Source organism: Sphingobacterium faecale (assembly GCF_016746095.1).
Taxonomy (GTDB): domain Bacteria; phylum Bacteroidota; class Bacteroidia; order Sphingobacteriales; family Sphingobacteriaceae; genus Sphingobacterium; species Sphingobacterium faecale.
This window is the reverse complement of the sequence record NZ_JAERTY010000004.1, coordinates 372,372-391,272: the sequence shown is the minus strand read 5'-3', so window position 1 is coordinate 391,272 and position 18,901 is coordinate 372,372. Positions and strand designations below refer to the sequence as shown.

13 protein-coding genes are annotated in these 18,901 nt (G+C 42.7%); 10 read left to right on the top strand and 3 right to left on the bottom strand.

What is annotated here, in order from left to right:
• Positions 1–100 precede the first annotated feature (100 nt).
• From JKG61_RS09660 to JKG61_RS09650, 3 genes are all read left to right on the top strand, one after another.
• On the top strand, positions 101–3,688 hold the full coding sequence (locus JKG61_RS09660) for a SusC/RagA family TonB-linked outer membrane protein (RefSeq protein ID WP_202102763.1): 3,588 nt from the start codon (positions 101–103) through the stop codon (positions 3,686–3,688).
• Positions 3,689–3,691: 3 nt separating this feature from the next.
• Positions 3,692–5,032 (top strand): RagB/SusD family nutrient uptake outer membrane protein, encoded by a 1,341-nt coding sequence (locus JKG61_RS09655; protein WP_202102762.1) that lies wholly within the window; start codon positions 3,692–3,694, stop codon positions 5,030–5,032.
• A gap of 66 nt (positions 5,033–5,098) precedes the next feature.
• A complete protein-coding gene (locus JKG61_RS09650) occupies positions 5,099–6,298 on the top strand; it encodes a TlpA family protein disulfide reductase (protein WP_202102761.1) in 1,200 nt (399 codons plus the stop codon).
• A gap of 57 nt (positions 6,299–6,355) precedes the next feature.
• Here JKG61_RS09650 and JKG61_RS23085 read toward each other — a convergent pair whose 3' ends face one another.
• Positions 6,356–6,463, bottom strand: coding sequence for a condensin complex subunit 2 (locus JKG61_RS23085; protein WP_262896198.1), 108 nt, complete (start codon positions 6,461–6,463; stop codon positions 6,356–6,358).
• Positions 6,464–6,770: 307 nt separating this feature from the next.
• On the opposite strand from JKG61_RS23085, the gene JKG61_RS09645 reads away from it, so the two are divergent.
• The 5 genes from JKG61_RS09645 (at position 6,771) to JKG61_RS09625 (ending at position 14,699) form a co-directional block, all read left to right on the top strand.
• Positions 6,771–7,379, top strand: a complete 609-nt coding sequence (locus JKG61_RS09645; RefSeq protein WP_202102760.1) for an RNA polymerase sigma factor — start codon at positions 6,771–6,773, stop codon at positions 7,377–7,379.
• Between the two features lie 49 nt (positions 7,380–7,428).
• The gene (locus JKG61_RS09640) at positions 7,429–8,535 is read left to right on the top strand and encodes a FecR family protein (protein WP_202102759.1); all 1,107 of its coding nucleotides are present in this window, start codon (positions 7,429–7,431) and stop codon (positions 8,533–8,535) included.
• 288 nt (positions 8,536–8,823) lie between these two features.
• Positions 8,824–12,057, top strand: coding sequence for a SusC/RagA family TonB-linked outer membrane protein (locus tag JKG61_RS09635; protein WP_202102758.1), 3,234 nt, complete (start codon positions 8,824–8,826; stop codon positions 12,055–12,057).
• A gap of 4 nt (positions 12,058–12,061) precedes the next feature.
• Positions 12,062–13,429: a RagB/SusD family nutrient uptake outer membrane protein gene (locus JKG61_RS09630; protein WP_202102757.1), complete on the top strand. Its 1,368-nt coding sequence runs from the start codon at positions 12,062–12,064 to the stop codon at positions 13,427–13,429.
• On the top strand, positions 13,422–14,699 hold the full coding sequence (locus JKG61_RS09625) for a TlpA family protein disulfide reductase (protein ID WP_202102756.1): 1,278 nt from the start codon (positions 13,422–13,424) through the stop codon (positions 14,697–14,699). Before JKG61_RS09630 ends, JKG61_RS09625 begins: the two co-directional genes overlap by 8 nt.
• Before the next feature lie 490 nt (positions 14,700–15,189).
• Here JKG61_RS09625 and JKG61_RS09620 read toward each other — a convergent pair whose 3' ends face one another.
• Positions 15,190–15,801, bottom strand: coding sequence for a hypothetical protein (locus tag JKG61_RS09620; RefSeq protein ID WP_202102755.1), 612 nt, complete (start codon positions 15,799–15,801; stop codon positions 15,190–15,192).
• Between the two features lie 227 nt (positions 15,802–16,028).
• Between JKG61_RS09620 and JKG61_RS09615 the strand changes: the two genes are divergently transcribed.
• Together JKG61_RS09615 and JKG61_RS09610 are read left to right on the top strand one after the other, a co-directional pair.
• Positions 16,029–17,222: a winged helix-turn-helix domain-containing protein gene (locus JKG61_RS09615; protein ID WP_202102754.1), complete on the top strand. Its 1,194-nt coding sequence runs from the start codon at positions 16,029–16,031 to the stop codon at positions 17,220–17,222.
• Between the two features lie 55 nt (positions 17,223–17,277).
• Positions 17,278–18,102 carry an ankyrin repeat domain-containing protein gene (locus JKG61_RS09610; RefSeq protein WP_202102753.1) on the top strand — a complete coding sequence of 275 codons (825 nt, stop codon included), beginning with the start codon at positions 17,278–17,280 and terminating at the stop codon, positions 18,100–18,102.
• A gap of 362 nt (positions 18,103–18,464) precedes the next feature.
• Here JKG61_RS09610 and JKG61_RS09605 read toward each other — a convergent pair whose 3' ends face one another.
• Positions 18,465–18,755 (bottom strand): helix-turn-helix domain-containing protein, encoded by a 291-nt coding sequence (locus JKG61_RS09605; RefSeq protein ID WP_202102752.1) that lies wholly within the window; start codon positions 18,753–18,755, stop codon positions 18,465–18,467.
• Positions 18,756–18,901: the final 146 nt, after the last annotated feature.

The following is an 18,901-nucleotide window of genomic DNA, read 5'->3' as shown; positions in this document are numbered from 1 at the left end:
TTTTTAACCTAGCAATACAAACTTAGTCAAAAATATCCATATCGTAAAAGGATAGAATTGACAGTTAGTAAGGATCTGTATTGCATAATAATGATCCTATATGAATCAATTATGTGGAGTCTATAACAGACTCTGGTATATCTTGTCTGCCGGTGTTACGAGTAAAAACCGCCTGATAAAAATTATTGTTATTATGAAAGTATTCTTCCTATTGACCTTTGTCCTTTCCTTTGGTGCCTGGGGAAATACGTGGGCACAGAAGGTGAGTGTACGCGCAAAGGATGCATCGTTCAAATCGGTCATACAGCAGGTACAGCGGCAGTCTGGTTATTCTTTTATTATTAAAGAAGAATATTTTAGAAATGCCCGAAAAATAAATCTACATGTAGAGAACACAGAGGTGTTGGAACTGCTACCGCTACTCTTTAATGGACAACCTTTCAGCTATTCTGTAAATGGCAAAGTGGTGTCGGCAGTAGCATCCGTTCAGAAAAGTAATGCTGTAGAGATTTCATCGGAAGAAACCCAAAAGCCCATCCGTGGTCGAGTCACCAATGAAAAAGGGGAGCCATTGGTAGGGGCATCGGTCTTTGTAATGGACGCTCTGGGGAAGCGGACAAATGTACAGACCAAAACAGATAAGTCCGGACATTTCGAATTGTGGGATGTAAAGGTAGGTACCAAGCTCGAGATAAGCTATCTCGGTTATTCAACTGTTCAGATAGCTGTTACTGAGGAGCAGTTGACAGCTTTATTGCAACCTTTCTCAGCAGATGTGGATGAGGTAGAGGTGGTTTCTACCGGTTATCAGAAGATACCGAAAGAAAGGGCTACGGGATCGTATGATTATATCAATAAGGAGTTACTGGACCAACAGGTATCTACCGATATCTTAGGCCGTCTGGAAGCCGTGGCCCATGGCTTGACATACAATAGGAGCACATCGACCTCCAGTACAACCAAAAATATCCAGATCAGGGGAGTCAGCACGCTTATGGGGGATAAAGGGCCTCTAATCATATTGGACAATTTTCCCTACGAAGGCGATATCAATAATATCAATCCGAATGATGTGGCAGATATCACGATATTGAAAGATGCAGCGGCGAGTTCGATATGGGGAGCGAGGGCCGGAAATGGGGTTATTGTGATCAACACTAAAAAGGGAAAGTTCAATCAGCCTTTTTCTATTGATTTTAACACTAATTTTAGCAGCATTGCCAAGCCCGATCTGAGTTACCTTGATCAGATGTCTACCACGGACTTTATCGATGTAGAGCGTTTTTTGTTTGACAATAAGTATCGCTTTTCGGATACGAGCAACAGGAATAGGCCGCCCTTTACGGAAGTGTATGAAATACTATTCGCTGAGCGTGCAGGAAGGTATACGGCCGGGCAGGCTGATCAACTGATTGAGGGGTTGAAAAACTATAATTATTTCGACCAGCTGGGCTCACATGTCTATCGTCGGGGTTTCAATCAGCAGTATGCTTTAAATCTAAGTGGTGGTTCTGATCGTGTAGGCTGGACAGCCTCAACAGGCTATGACCGTAATGTCAGTACGTTATCAAGTGTCTACAACCGTTTCAACCTGCGGATGGCCAATACCTATAGACCGGTAAAGAACCTAGAGATCACCTCCTCCATATATGTGACGCAGGCAAGAAGTGTTTCCGGGAGAGACGGATATGAAGGTATAACGACACAAAAAGGTAAATTGCCTCCCTATACCCGTATTATAGACGAAGAGGGCAATGCGTTGCCTGTGATGAAAGATTATAGACCGAGCTACCTGAATACGCTGATGGAACAATCTAATGGCAAATTGTTGGACTGGAACTATTATCCTTTGACCGATTATCAGTATAGAGATAATCGGACGGGTTCAAGCAATATGCTAATCAATACAGGACTACGTTATGAGCCGTTATCGGGGCTGGCATTTACGGCGCGGTATGCTTTTGAGCAGGAACGTATAAAGGGGCGGATGCTCCGAGGCACGGACAGCTATTCTGTGCGCAATCTGATAAATAGATTTTCGGTATTAGGGAGCAACGGTACAATCAAATATCAACTCCCTTATGGCAGTATAATGGATCGCTCGAATGGGCTAATGAATAGCCATCAGGCTCGCGGGCAAGTGGAGTACGAGAAGGTTATAGCCGACCATATGATCAATTTTCTAGGAGGGATGGAAATCCGACATACACAGAATGAGATAGATAATGCGGTAATCTACGGACTGGATGAAGAGACATGGTTGGGTTCTAATGTCGATTTTACGACGCTAAAATCTGTACTGGTGCCGGTAGGCTTGAGTAGTCTGATTCCAAATACTGCAGATCTGAATAAAACGACGAGACGCTTTGTGTCGACTTTTGCCAATATGGGCTATAGTTATAAGTCCAGGTATACAGCTACGCTGAGTGCTAGACGGGATGCTTCCAATCTCTTTGGCGTGAATGCCAATGCAAAATGGCGACCGCTGTGGTCGGCAGGACTGCGGTATGAGCTTTCCAAAGAACCGTTTTACAAGAGCGAATTATTGCCCTATTTATCGGCAAGGTTGACCTATGGTTTTAGTGGTAATATACATCCTACCCGATCGGCTCTGACGACGATCAGTTACGGAGGGATCAATCCCTATTCGCAGACTCCAACAGCCATTGTTAGTGAGTTTGCCAACCCCGAGCTTAAATGGGAAAAAGTAGGAATGACCAACATAGCTGTGGATTTTGGATTCAAGGAGCAGCGTTTAAGCGGGAGTGTCGAATATTATCAAAAGAATGCCGATGATCTGTTCGGATCGACACGAATAGACTACACCACGGGTATCAGCACAGGATTGATCAAAAATGTGGCCAAGATGAGGGGAGAGGGTATAGATCTCAATATAAACAGCCAAAACCTTGTGAACGGTTTTAGGTGGACAACCAGTCTGAATTTTAGTTATAACCAAGAAAAGATTGTCAAATACTACCGGGGTTCGGAGCAGGGGGCTGCTTATGTGAAATCTCCTAATCTCATCTCATCGCTTGAGGGTAAGCCAGTTCATGCTGTGTTTTCTTATAGATGGCATGGGTTAGATCCTGTTAATGGTGATCCGCTCGGTGATATCAACGGAAAAAGCTCAAAAAACTATGCCGCGATAATGGGAGACTCAACAGCTATAGCCGATCTGGTGTATCACGGTTCGTATTCGCCAACGATATTCGGATCGTTAGGCAATGATTTTTCATGGAAAGGTCTAACATTGTCCGTGCGACTCATGTATAAGATGGGCTATTACTTCCGTAAATCTACGATCAACTATAGTCAGTTGGTGGAAAATAGGGTCGGGCATTCGGATTATACAAAGAGATGGCAGAATCCGGGTGACGAAAAATTGACGGATGTACCTTCTATGGTATATCCTGCCAACCCGAACAGAGATACTTTTTATGCAGGGACAGAAGCGAATGTGCGTCGTGGTGACCATATACGGATCCAGTACGTCAACCTGAGTTACCGCTTTTCAAAAAAGACCTGTGATAGGATGGGACTGCGAGGGGCGCAGGTTTATCTGAATATGAATAATCTGGGTATTATCTGGCGGGCCAACAAAGAAGGTATAGATCCTGAATATTTGCCCGCATCATCAACACTTCCTCCATTAACCACTGCATTGGGGTGCAGTTTAAATTTTTAGTATATGAAGACCTTAATATATATAGGAATTGTGATGCTTTTCGCTTCCTGTGAAAAATTTTTGGACATAAAGCCAAACCAGCGGCTCGCTATCCCGAGTCAATTAAAGGATCTGCAAGCTTTGATGGATGATGTTAATCTCATCAGTGATAATAAGGGAGGCGTAGTTGGAGAAGTATCTGCGGATGATTATTATCTTCCGGAGTCTGCATGGAAGGGGCTTTCGCAGGAAGCTCATCGGCGGATTTATCTTTGGGAAAAAGACAATATTTTCATGCCATTGAGTAATGAATGGATGCTCTCTTACCGGTCCGTTTATTCTACTAATGTGGTATTGGATAACATACAAGAAATAATCCCTGATAAAACGGAGCAAGATCAATGGAACAATATCAAAGGGCAGGCGCATTTTATCAGGGCAAGGCAGTTTTTTGAGAATGTGCTGGTTTGGTCCAGTATCTATAATGAGAATACGGCCGATCAGGATCTGGGTATCCCATTGCGCTTGTCTCAGGATTTTAATATTCCGTCGGTGAGACCTTCGGTAAGAATAGTCTATAGACAGGTTATTGATGATCTAAAACAGGCCGTCGATTTATTACCCGAAACACCACTAGTCAAAACCCGCGCTTCTAAGCCTGCTGCTTACGGTCTGTTGGCCCGAGTCTATCTAGCTATGGGGCGCTATGACAGCTGTTATCACTATACCGATCTTGCAATGACGATCAATAGCGATCTGATCGACTATAGAACAGAGATCGATCCTAGCAGTATCCAGCCTTTTAAACAGTTTAATAAAGAGGTTCTGTTTGATAGTTATATAAGCCACCCCAATCTGTACGCGAAGAATGCCCGGGTAGACTCTAGTTTGTATGCTATGTACGAAGCGTCGGATATCCGAAAAACAGCCTATTTTACTCCAGAGAATGATGGAAGTTATTCTTTCAAAGGATATTATTCTATTACACTATTCGGTGGTGTGGCTACGGATGAACTTTATCTGATGCGGGCAGAATGTAGTGCAAGGCTAGGAAACGTCGAGCAGGCATTACTCGATCTGAATGCCTTGTTAGAAAAAAGGTATATCAGGGATGCTTTTCAGCCTGTCAAACAACGTGATCCTCGTTTACTTTTGGGGATTATCTTGGAGGAGCGACGAAAGGAACTCTTGTTTTCGGGTATTCGTTGGATGGATATCAAACGTCTGAATCGGGATGGGGCTAATATTAAGCTGAAAAGAGTGCTAGGGACTACGGGGTACGAGCTGCTACCTGGATCTCCTCGCTTTAACCTGACAATTCCGGAAGATGTTATAAGCCAATCCGGCATGCCCCAAAACCCTTAAATTAAAGAGATGATAAAATTCAATTCTAAACTGTTTTTCGCAGTTTGTTTTCTTATTTCATATTTAATGAGCTCAGCGCAATCATTGAATAGTGACGCTGTTGTTTCTAATAATATGATTATTACTCCATTGAAAGTTGGAGATAAATTGTCTGAAGAAGTTTGGCGTATGCCACTTAATGTTCTTAATCATCCTAATAGAAAGGATCTTATAAAACTACAAGACTATAAGGGGAAGCTGATTATATTGGATTTTTGGGCGACCTGGTGTAGTAGCTGTATCAAGGCTATCCAAGCTCACGATAGTCTGGGTAGGTCTATTGGTAATGATGTCGTGCTTTTACCTGTAACAAAACAGACCCCCGAAGTTGTACAAGCTTTTTTCAGCCTTCCTGCCATGAAAGATAAGCCTTTCTTCAGTATAGTCAGCGAGGAATTGGCGCAGTTTTTTCCACATCGATTGGTACCACATTATGTATGGATCGATGGTACGGGTACTGTGGTAGCCATTACAGGGCTCGATGCGGTCAACGTACCAAATATACAACGGATACTACATAGTCAGATTCCTTCGCTGAATTCAAAGGTGGATGTAGATCCGTTGATGCCGTTATTTGTGGACAAGGGATTGTTACCCGATCATACGAGGGTAAACGGCTATAAAATGTTTTACAAAGGATACGTGCCGGGGCTCCCGTCCATGTCCAATTTTAAGATGTACCATGATGGAGCCAGCAGAGTACTATTGAGCAATATGAATGCCGTGGGTGCTATCCGTACCTTATTGATGGTGATTTGGGGCCGCTATAGTCCTAAAAGATTTATTTACGAAGGAATCGACGAAAGCGGGGAGAAGGAAGGAGATAACGAGCGATTTACACTAGACTTGATCGAATCAGGAGTCTCAACGGCCAAGTTATCCCGAGCCGCTTTTCAAGATATCATTACCGTCGCTCCTTTACATTATGAACTACGCATGGTGCCGAAAGACTGCCTAGTGCTTTCTTATTCTTCAAAGAAAGAGGATGCAGTAGGTGCGACAGCGAGTGCGGTCTCGCTCAAAAGAATCTCAGGCTGGCTGGATAACATCTGCCCTGATAGGGAGCTGGTCATGGACGAGACCGGTCTCACAGCTATATCTGCTGATAGCAAAGATTTTACAGATGTCCCTCTGGACAGTGCTATCACTATCCTCGCAAAATACGGAATCAGTGTTAAGAAGGAACGCCGGATGGTCGAACTATGTTTTATATCCCAGCGAAATTAATTGAAATCTATAATTGTGGTAAGGTATAAAATTGTATGGATATATGTCTGTTACAGTTCAATTTCCTTCTTTCAACAGTATATTAAAGGAAAAGTAGTCGATGAGTCCCGCGTTGGTCTGGCTGATGTCGTTATTGTCACTGATAAAAGCAAATTGATTACTCATAGTGGGCCGCTACGAGAATTCAATTGACATAGCACAAGATGCTTCACAGATCAGATTTTTATAAGATAAAAGCCGTTCTGAAGTAAGATTTGGAACGGCTTTTATCTTACAGGTCTGTTATACTAGCAAGATATTATGAGCTGGTTAACATTTACTTAAGAAACTTTTCTACCTCCTCTATAACAACCCTCCATCTCATCCGTCTACCTTACAATTGTGAATCCTATAGTATGCTTTTGGGAGCAGCTAATATTAGGGAATAAGTTATATATTAGGGTATTATAAACCTATAAGTTTCTTAGTAATTATGAAATCGATATACCGAGCGTATTCAGATCTAGAGCTGACTGGTCTTATGGCTGCTGATGATAAGGCTTTTGCAGAAGTCTATGATCGGTATTTTGGGGTTATCTATGCTTTCGTACGTAAGATGCTTCAGGATGATGATCAGGCAGAAGATCTGACACAGGAGATCTTCCTGTCCTTGTACGAGAATCGAACTTCTTCAGGGATCACCTCCTTACGAGCCTATCTCTATCAGTCTGCCCGGTATGCCCTTATAGATCATAGTAGACGTCAACAGTCACGCTATACCTATATGGCCGGCCTGAAGGATTATATCGCAAAAGGCGAATGGTCTACCGATGAGCTGGTTATACAACGTGATCTCGAAAGACAGATTGATCGCGGGATCCAGAATCTACCCGAAAAAATGCGCGCCATATTCGAACTGAGCCGTAAGCACTACCTGAGCAATAAAGAGATCGCGGCAGCGCTTACCCTCTCCGAAGGCACGGTAAGACAACAGATCCACAATGCAATCGTTAGGCTTCGCGCAAGTATTTCCTGTCTTGTAGCGCTATTGTTTATGCTATCCATACTATGGGCAAATAAATTTTTAGATAGGATACTATAACAATACCTATTCTTACACGACTACACCTATGATTCAATACTTCTAAGATATGGAGAATAACAAAGATATATGCGAAGATCTAATCGATAGATACCTGAGGGGAGAGGTTACGGAACAGGAAGCTCAGGTAGTCAATGATTATTTTAATAAAGCTGCTGAGCGACAGCCCGATTTAGGCAAGATCAAGGACATCGTTGCACGCAAGAACCGTGTATGGCACAGGATCTCTCCGTATCCCGTACGTAATATCAGACCGTTCAGGTGGCCTTACCTGTCCTTAGCTGCTGCTGTCGCCATCTTGGTTATAGTAGGCACTTGGCTATTTTTCATCGTTCCGGGTGAGCAGGGGGATGTGAATTCTATTGCTTCACAGGTGGATATTGCACCGGGCGGATTTGGAGCCACACTGACTATGGCAGACGGGCGACAGGTAGCTTTGGATACCGCCAAAAAAGGGGCGGTTATAGGGACTACAATTACTTACGAAGATGGTACTGCCGTCTTGGAGAAAAGCCAATCGCAGGCACAGGTTGTCGACCAACTGATAGCGACCACAGGTAGGGGGCAGGTGTATACCTTCACCCTGTCGGATGGTACTAAGGTATGGCTCAATGCGGATTCAAAACTTAGTTTTCCTTCCCGATTCGAGGGTAGAGAGCGTCGTGTAACGCTAGACGGGGAAGGCTTTTTTGTAGTTAAACATGAGGTAGGTAACCCCTTTTATGTAGTTAGCAAAGGGCAGCTTGTAGAGGATCTGGGGACTTCCTTCAATATCCGCAGTTATATCAATGATGGACCCCAGGTGACTACCCTCGTCGAGGGAGCTGCTAAGGTAAATGACGTTGCGCTCCGTCCGAGGCAACAGGCTGTACGTACCGAAGGTTCGCCCATCAGTCTGGCAGAGGCTGATCTGGATCAGGTATTGGGTTGGCAACAAGGGAATTTTGTGTTCCGTGGAGAGACGCTAGAAGAGGTATTCCGGACAGTAGCACGTTGGTATGATGTAGACGTAGTATTTGCACGCGAGCAGACCAAACACATTACGGTGGGAGGAACCATATCCAGATCAAGGACTATCCGCGCAGTGCTAGACCTCATGGAGCGCACCGGTAAAGTAAAATGCGATATCCAAGGAAAACAGATTACGGTCCGCTAAGCAATCACATTAATGGCATAGACCATATATACTAACTTAAAATAACCCCAAAAATGAATATACGACTACCTCTAATAATCTAACGACTCAACGGGGCTGGACAAAATAAAAGCCGGAAGTGTTGGAAGCACGACCGGCTGAAGTTTGAGCCAACCTATCCCGTAATACGGGAAAAATAATTTGCGATCATTAGTCAGTAATAACTCAAACCGAAGTAAAAATATGCAAATATTAGCTTTAAACAAAGCGGTATGCCCTTGGCGTATACCGTTGAAAATACTGCTCATTATGAAATTGATTCTAATAATGATGACAGCGATGCTGCTGCATGTACACGCAAATGTACTGGCGCAGCGTATTAGCCTGAACGAAAAGAAAGCCTCACTCCAGAAGGTAATGGATAAGATAAGTAAGCAAACGGGGTATGATTTCCTCGTGTTGGACTATAAATTGATATCCGATATTAAAGACATTACCATACAGATACAGAAGACACCGCTGAAAGAAGCACTTGATGAGCTGCTGATATCCAGAAATCTCCAGTACAATATAGAAGACAATTCTATCGTGATACGGGAAGCGAGAAGAGTAGCAGCCGTTCGGAATATCCTAACAGAAGACGTCCAACAACAACAGTATGAGTTGCAGGGGGAGGTACGCTCGCTTGCCGATGGGCAGGCTATCGAGGGAGCTTCTGTAACCGTGGATAAGAAACACACGCTTACTGATAGGGAGGGGAGGTTTACCATCAGCGTGGACAAACCCACAGGAGTACTAACTATAAAACATATCGGCTATAATGAGCAACGGGTTGCCTATGAGAACACAGCTACATTAATAGAAATAAGTTTAATCCCCTCGGATAATATTTTGGATGAGGCAGTCGTAATAGGTTATGGTATCACAACCAAGAGATTCAATACTGGATCAGTGGCCTCGATAGGATCAAAAGATATTGCTGCACAGCCCGTAAGTAATCCTTTAGCCGCCCTGCAGGGAAGATTGCCCGGTGTTATAGTAGAGCAGAATAATGGCCTTCCGGGAGCAAAATTCTCTGTACAGATACGCGGGCGTAATTCTATAGAGCAGGGAAATAACCCACTATTTCTTATTGACGGGATACCTTTTGATGTGGATAATGGATCTAATTTTTCCAATACATTCAATGTAAATAGTCCCTTTAATATGATCAATCCAGATGAGATCGAGCGTATTGATGTACTAAAGGATGCTGAAGCTACATCGATCTACGGTTCTAGGGGAGCAAACGGTGTGGTACTGATCACTACCAAAGCAGCGTTAAGGGGGAGACTACAGTTCCATGTATTCCATAATAGCGGTATCTCAAATGTTTCGCAGATGCCCAAAGTGCTTTCTCCTGAAAAATTTAGGGAACTGAGACGTGAAGCTTTCAAAAATGATAAAGTGACACCGACCTTGGGGAACGCAAGGGATCTTATTGGACTGGATACAAATATAGTTAATGACTGGGGGAGTATTATAATGGGAAAGACGGCACACAGTCGAAATAGCAGTCTGTCTCTAGAGGGTGGATCGGATATGACGAGTTTTAGGCTTAGCGGTGCGCTTTACAGCGAAGGAAATGTCTATCCGGGTGATGATGGTGTAAGTAGAGCAAGCTTTACCTCAATCCTCAGTCACGGGCGCCCCCGTGATCGGCTCAGTATAAGTACTGGGTTGGCATATAGTTATGGCAAGACCTCACAAGCTGTCGCAGAACTCGCGGAAAATTTGAATAAAGTGCCATATGGATTCCGCCTTATCGACGAAGGCGGCCGGTTGGTCTGGGATGATGCAACCAAAAATTATGGCAATCCGCTTTCTTACCTTTATCAAACGTTTGAAAGTCAAAACCATCGTTTTTTTCCTACACTCCGAGCCAAGTATCGTTTTATGTCCAATCTTTCTTTGTCATTAAATACCGGATTGACATATGACACCTATGACGAGTCTTCAAAGAGTCCAAAAATGGCTAAAAATCCAAATGAAGGATTGAAAGGGAGTGCTAGTTTTACGAATACTTATAATCTGAGCTGGAATATTGAACCACAAGTAGATTATACCTGGTCTGTGGCGTCGGGGATAGATGCAGCATTCCTGGTAGGCGGGACCTTGACACGTAGGACGATGAATAATAATCAGATGTCGGCCATAAATTATGAAAACGATGCCTTGCTGGGTACTATAAAAGGGGCCGGTAGTGTCACTCCTTCAGATCGCTATAGCGATTATAGATATCAGGGCGGCTTTGCTCGGGTACACCTGAATTTAAAGAAGCAGTTTTTGATCGGTGCGAGTGCTCGAAGGGACGGCTCTTCCCGCTTTGCTGTAGATAATAGGTACGCTTTCTTTGGAGCTCTTTCGGGGGCATGGATATTTACGGAGGTGCCTCTGCTTAAAGAAAGCAAATATCTATCCTTCGGTAAGCTGAGGGCCAGTTACGGCACGACAGGTAATGATCAGATCGGGGACTATATGTATCTAGATAATTATAAGATTGCGAATGATGGTTATAATGGGATAAGCTTACAACCGATGAGGCTATACAATCCGACATATGGCTGGGAGCAGTTCCGTAAGCTGGATGTGGGACTGGAACTGTCATTTTGGGATAGCCGACTGTCTTTAAACGCCGACTATTACAAAAATACAAGTGACAATCAATTGGTACAATATAGTCTACCCGATCAGACCGGCTTTGCATCTATTCTGAAGAATTTTCCGGGCAAGGTAAGAAATCAAGGCTTTGAGCTTGCTGTTACAGGGCATCCCTTACGGACAGAACGGATACGCTGGACGTCAGGGATCAATATAAGCTGGCATCGAAACAAGTTACTGGCTTTTCCAGATCTGGAATCTTCAACCTATAACAGCTCTTATGCAGTGGGACAGCCATTGGATATCATGATGGGATTTCGCTTTGAAGGAGTAGATCCACAGACGGGAAATTATCAAGTGACAGATACCAATGGCGATGGTACGTTTAATTATCTGGACTATGTGCCTATCGGTCATTTTAGACCTCGCTTTTACGGAGGGCTGAATAATACGCTATCCATAGGCAGTTTTTCGATGGATATATTCTTTCAGTTCGTTCAGCAGAACGGTCGACATCCGATCTATAGTAGTTTAAGTCCATTGGGTAGCGGACTCAATGTGCTGGACATAGTAGATGACCGATGGCGTAAAGAGGGTGATGTTGCTAGCTACGCTAAGGCCACCAGATCCTTCAATGCCACGCGTACTTCGTACCAATGGGCCAGCAATTCGGATGCCGTCATTACCGATGCTTCATATTTAAGGTTGAAAAATATAAATCTGATGTACAGCGTGCCCTCATCAATCTGTTCCAAGCTAGGGGTAAAGCGGCTTACATTGAGTTTAAGGGGGCAGAATCTGTTGACATTGACGAAGTATATGGGGTTAGATCCTGAGGTACAGAGTCTACGGTCAGTTCCTCCTTTAAGGATTTGGAATTTTGGTGCTAATCTAACATTCTAATTTTATGAACAATATATTTTATATTATAGGCATATGCAGTCTTGTGTTGTTACAGGGCTGTAAAGATTTTTTGACGGTGGATTTGCCCAAAGATCAGTTGAATAGAGCAAATGTTTTTACGGATAAGAGTACGGCACATACTGCACTGAATGGTATGTACGGACTTACCCAACAGTTTGGGGGTGGACGTATGTTTACGGGAGGTCTCACGATTTATCCCGGTATGTATGCGGATGAACTGTATTATTTTACAGCCTCAAATCGGGATGAATTTTTGGAGTCCAATCTCACACAACAGAATGACGGGACGCTTGCAGCATTCTGGATAGAAGGCTATCAATATATCTATGCAGCCAATAGTTGTATAGAAGGAGCTTTGGATTCGAATCTGGATGAAGGTGTTAAAAATACAATTATCGGTGAGGCTTATTTTATGCGCTCGTTGGTCTATTATTACCTGACGGAGCTATTTGGTGACGTACCTCTTGTATTGTCTACCGATTATCGCAAAAGTGGGACGATGGCAAGAGCGGCCAAGCAGGATGTTGTGAAGAAGATCCTTACTGATCTGCAGGATGCAAGTCATCTTCTGGAAGCGGAATATCGAGACGGGGTTAAAAATAGTCCCAATCGCTATGCGGTACAGGCTTTGGCAGCACGTGTTGCGCTGCAGAACGGTGAAGACCAGCTTGCCTTTGACCATGCCGATGCTATCATCAGGTCGGATATATATGAGCTGGAGTCTGAACTATCAAAGGTTTTTCTGCGCGAGAGCAAGGAAACTATTTTTCAACTCACCCGGATAAATCAACTTTTTAATACATGGGAGTCGACTTTTTTCGTTCCGGCAAATTCGAGCAGTTCTCCGGCCTACGTATTGCAGCAGGATCTGGTCCATTCATTTGCACCCACGGATAAGCGTAGATCAGCATGGATAGAGGGACGTTTATATAGCGGTGAGCAGCTTTATCACCCTACGAAGTATAAGGCAAGGACTACGGTCCTGACCGAAGATTATGTGCTGTTTAGATTGGCCGAGCAGTATTTAATCCGTGCCGAAGCGGCACTCCGTCTAGATCGTCCTGATCTTGCTATAGTGGATTTGAACAAAATTCGATCGCGGAGTGGGTTGGAGAAATTAGCATTGGATACGCTTGTAGCTGATTTATGGAAGCTCCTACTTACAGAACGTAGACAGGAGCTTTTTGCCGAACTCGGCTACCGCTGGTTTGATCTGAAAAGATTAGGTAAGGCAGATGAGGTCTTGGGAGCCTTAAAACCGAAATGGAAATCTACAGCCGTCCACTGGATGATACCATGGAGCCAGATTCGTAAAAATCCGTTATTGACCCAAAATGAAGGCTATGAATAGATATCTGCTAATCATCTTACTGTTGTCTCCACTAGGTCGGGTGCTCGGACAGCAGCCTGTTGTACAGCTTTGGGATACTATAGCGTTTAGAGAGATACTTCCCACTGGGGAGGTATCGAGGACGCTGGAAGACTATAGGGGCAAAGTGGTGATTCTTGACTTTTGGAACATCTGGTGTCCAAACTGTATAGCTGCGATGCCAAAGTTGGATTCGTTGCAACGGGAGTTCACAGATGATCTCAAGATCATCTGTGTTACCAAAGATCCCGAACAAAAAGTAAAGACGTTGTTTCAACGGCTGGGCATTTCGTTTGATAACTTATCCTTTGTTATGAATGATTCGTTGCTGTCGGCACAATTTCCGTATAAAAGTGTGCCTCATCACGTGTGGCTTGATCGAGAGGGCCAGCTCCTATATAATACCTATGGTTATAATTTGACGCGGACAAATATTCAAAGGGTACTGCAGGGAGATAAGCTTGATGTACTTCGTAAAGTCGATGGTTCATTTGATCTGCAGGTTCCTTTACCACTGCACAATGGGTTTATTGAAAAGGGAGAATATTCTTTCTTCTTGGATAGTTTCTTGGAAAGTGCCCCACATGGCTTTGAAACTATGTTTCATGATAGCACCTCTGTCCGTTACCGAGGAATCAATATATTGCCGCTATTTTGGATACGAAGTATGGTGCAGATGAAATTTTACAATCAGCACTTTGGAGGACGTTATGCTGTGGGGGATAATCTGTTTGAGTTTTCGCAAAAGGCGCGAGAGGTCATAGAGCAAGATCGCGAAGCTGCGGACACATGGAAGAAGCGGTACGTACGTTCTTATGAACGAAAGGCGGATATTCGGTCCTTTAGTGAGTTTAGCGAGTTGTTGCGGATTGATTTTGAGCGTTATTTTGATGTACAGGCATCATGGCAGCCTGCAGTGTTGAAGGTATGGCGTTTTAGTCGTGAAGCGAATTACGGGCTAGGAGACTTATCAGGAAAAGAAGATGGAGGGTTTAAAGTCAACAACGGCAAGGTGATCTTTAAAAATGCCACAGTAGCTGATTTTATACGGGCATTGGTAATGCTAAAGGCAGATAAAGGCTATAATTATATCACTTCGGACTATGATATCCGTATTAATGGTGAGATCAAAATTGATCATTTCTTTTCTTTGGAGGATGTGAAACTGTTTTTATCACAGCAAGGGATATTGTTGGAAGAAGAGACTGTTGAAAGTGAAAAACTGAAAGTGAAACGAAAAGGGGAAGTATAGGCTTCCTCCTTCCGCTTCAGTTTTATTTTTTCGTTAATGTCATTCTTTTCGCTCACATTTGTTATCGGATCGGATAACAAATAAGATGAACAAGATTGCTTTGGCACGTAACTGATTGTTAATATTTGCATCTACCATTCGTCAAAGCCTTCTCAGATTTTACAACCTACCTGCAACCTTATAAAGCACCCGGTTCTGGGCACTTTCAAGGAATTCTTCTACAAACTTCATATCTGGTTTGTCAAAAACTCGTATAGAAGCTGTATTCTCCATACGTGCTCTCGCCACGACTTATTCCGACCTGTCGGAATGAGGGGAATCTTGGCTTGTATGTCTACTGATACTACCTATATAGCGGATATATCAGTGCATCAACTCAAATCCATATTCTTGGCGTAGACGAGGGTATAGACATTTGTGTACAGTAGCTCTTTTTTCTGCTTCATGACACCATACTCCAATATGTTCTGTCGCGATCCCCTCGTCAAATTTATAGTATTTTAGGTGTTCTGTCATTGCTCAATGCAGCTGTCTCTTTATTATCCACGAGTTCATTTCCACGAAGGATAATGTTATTACGTTTTTTTATGTTTTCTTCAGTCCTTGTGACCAGTTTTATTACACCTATTTCAATAGCATCCAGACTGTCGACGACTACAGATAAAAGCATGTTTTCGTCTACAAAATAGCTATCGGGTTCGGAATTTATAATATTCGCATCAAGCATAAATACAACAGGCATTTCTTTAAATTCGGTATACTTAGCTTTTATATCGGCTAGAGAGATAAACTTGGGAGTGTAATCGCTTTTAACCTTGATATAGATTTGGCCAGTATAGTTTTTTGCTCCGATCAGGGTGTCTCGCTTTACGACGTTGATATTCTCTACAAAATCCGGTTTGACTAAAAAATGGGAGCCGATAAACTTTCCGTTGAGAAAAAACGCTATTGGCATTGGCTTCTTGGTTTTATTCATGTTTATTACACGAAATGCAGTGTCTCTACGTTCTGTAGTCTGTAAACCATATTTTTGACTTGTTGTCATTTGTGCAAATGATGGCGCCACAGCCAGTGTGAGTAAAAAAATAATAAATGTTCTCATATATACGTTTCTTTTTTGATTAATTACCACATTATCAATTCTTCAATCTCTTTTTTTGTACAACTAATATACATTTTTTCTTCAAGATATAGCATAATCCTCTTGCCATAGGGCTGTCACAGGGGCATCTTACCTTTGTAGGCAAATAAAAAAGTAAAGAGATAGCTGAGATATGCTTATAGAAGCTTATCTTTTGCGGATAATTTAGCCTAAATATAGCGCACAAAATGTTGACACTAGAGGAGTTAAAGTCTATTACATTAGAAAGACAGGGATTACGTTATGATGCTCTATTTGGAGGCGGAAAAGCTGCTGTAGGCCAGGCGGTGGGACAGCTCGGTTATCTGCAAATAGATACCCTATCGGTTGTCGAAAGAGCTCATCATCACACGCTTTGGACTCGGATTCCTGATTATAAGACAGATTACTTAGACGAGTTGGTGCAAGAACGCCAGATTTTTGAGTACTGGTTTCATGCCGCTTCTTATCTTCCGATACGAGACTATCGCTTTGCTCAACTACAGATGCTGGAAGTTAGGGATAATGATTCTCATTATTATAAGGTCGATTCTACGGTGATGCAATACATCATAGATACGATTCGCGCGGAAGGACCAAAAAGAGCCCGTGACTTTGAAAATCAAGCTAAGAAAAAAGGGAGTTGGTGGGATTGGAAGCCAACAAAGATTGCTTTAGAACGCCTTTTTTTACAAGGTGATCTGATGGTTTCAGGACGTGAAGGTATGCAGAAGACTTACGATTTGCCTGAACGTGTGTTACCAGCGACTATAGATCTCAGGATGCCCAGTCCCATGGAGTTCGCAAGCTATCTGGTCAAAACCTATCTGAATGCCTACGGATGGACTACAGTCAAGCAGATTACGCATCTCAAGACCGGAGAGGGGATAAGGAAAGATGTAAATGAAGTCTTGTCGGTCATGCTCGAAGGACGAATGGTCGAATCAATCCATATCAAAGGCTGTCCGCCTGTATTCGTACGGTGTGATTTGATGGAGGTAAAAGCAGAACGAAACACTACAGAGATCAGACTGCTATCACCATTCGATAATGCGATCATACACCGCGATCGCCTCAAGCAATTCTTTGATTTTGATTATCGCATGGAATGCTATGCACCAAAAGAGAAGCGACAGTATGGATACTTTTGTTTACCGATCTTATTTGGTAATACATTTGTGGGTCGTGTAGACTGCAAGGCGCACAGAAAGCAGCAGCAATTTGAAATTATCCATCTGCATGTGGAAAATCAGTCGGTTGACCTTGATTTATGGGCAAAACCTTTTGCGGAACGCATAAAACAATTCGTCCTTTTCAACGGATGTACTTCTTTGAAGTTATCACAGGTGAGCCCCTCCAACGGAACATCAGCACTAAGAAAATTGTTAGAGGGGTTATTTTGACGTGTTAAGTTGATATTTTGGCTATCTTAGCTCTGCAAGCATATTTTTTATTATAGTGAATCATAAAAGTCAACTGTTAGCACAGATAAATGCCTATTCCGATACGGACAAAGGGATTCCTGAGATTAAGAAACTTATAGCAGCTGGCCCGAATACCACACTGCAGGAAGGAGAAGCGAAAAATTATGAGCCATTCCATATCGGAACTACGGCCTTGATGATTGCTTCGAATTTTGGTTATTTGGATTTGGTGTTGTTACTGATAGCGTCTGGAGCGGATGTCGATCTTTCCAATATACAAGGATTTACCGCTTTAAAAGGAGCGTTGAGAGGAGGATATATCGATATCGTTAATAGCTTGTTAAAAGCAAATGCCAAGACCGATATCCAAGATATTTACGGAGAGGCTGCTCTGCACTATGCTTGTACACAGCCGAATGTTGCTATCCTACAAATGGTAATCGATGCAGGGGCAGATTTAAAGGGACAAGATAAAGACAAGCAAACAGCCTTGTTTTTGCCTGCTTATAATGGGAGGGTAGACCTGATCAATGCACTGTTGGAGGCAGGGGTTGATCCCGATATTAAAGACAAAGGCGGGTTTACAGCATTGACATGGGCGGCACAAAACGGAAAAGCAGAAAGCATACGTGCACTGATCAAAGGTAAGGCAGATGTCAATGTCAAAAGTAAAAAGGGAATTACACCTTTAATGTCAGCAACCATTAAGGGAGATATCGAAAGCGTCAAATTATTGATTTCAGCCGGTGCAGATGTTCGCGCTGAGGAAAAAGGCGGTTATAATGCCCTTACTTTTGCAACAAAAAATAAACAGGAAGAAATAGCCAACCTGCTTGAACAGTACAGTTCCCCTTTATAGGTAAGTATTAAACGTTCGTCGGGTATAATCAATATAAAAAAATACCTGAAGCGGGGAGCTTCAGGTATTTTTAACTAACCAATTATTAACCTAAATTATGAATACTAAAGTAATTGCAAAAGTTGTGCCAATCTATGTTTGCATAGTAAATTCGTGTAAAGGTCAAAGATGGTTTCTGTGTTTTTAGTTGAGCACCTTACCGGCTAACATGATACAGCAACCAGTTCTCGCCATCTTTGACGAACTCTTCTACAAACTCCATATCTGATAACATAGTCCATCCGCTACGATTTGTTCCGGCTTGTCGGCATGAACGACATCGGTTTTTTCAGCTTCGATCAAGGTTAAGGACGGGTGAGAATTTAAAATTCAATGGATATTTTGACTTTTCCACCCAATCCTTTTTCGACGACATCGTATAAGGTTTTTAGGGTGATGTTACTCCCGTTATTCTCTATTTTTGAAATGTACTCACGCTTCTTGTCGATGATTTCTGCAAGTTCGGATTGGGTCAAGTGTTTTTCTTCACGGGCTTTTTTAAGCAGCAAACCGATTTTAAAAGATTCGAAGTCCCTATCGAGTTCATCACGTCTTTCAGTGCCTACTTTACCGTACACATCGTCCTTTATATCTTTCCAGTTTTTATTTTCCATTTACTTTAACTTCAAACAACTGAACTTGCTATGAATTCTATAACTCTCATAATATAAAGGTAATTTAAAAGTTACTTTTTGTCAAGTTCTATTTCTTGAACTCTTCCCACACTTTGGTAACGCCCGCTATTTAGCTACGCTGAGCT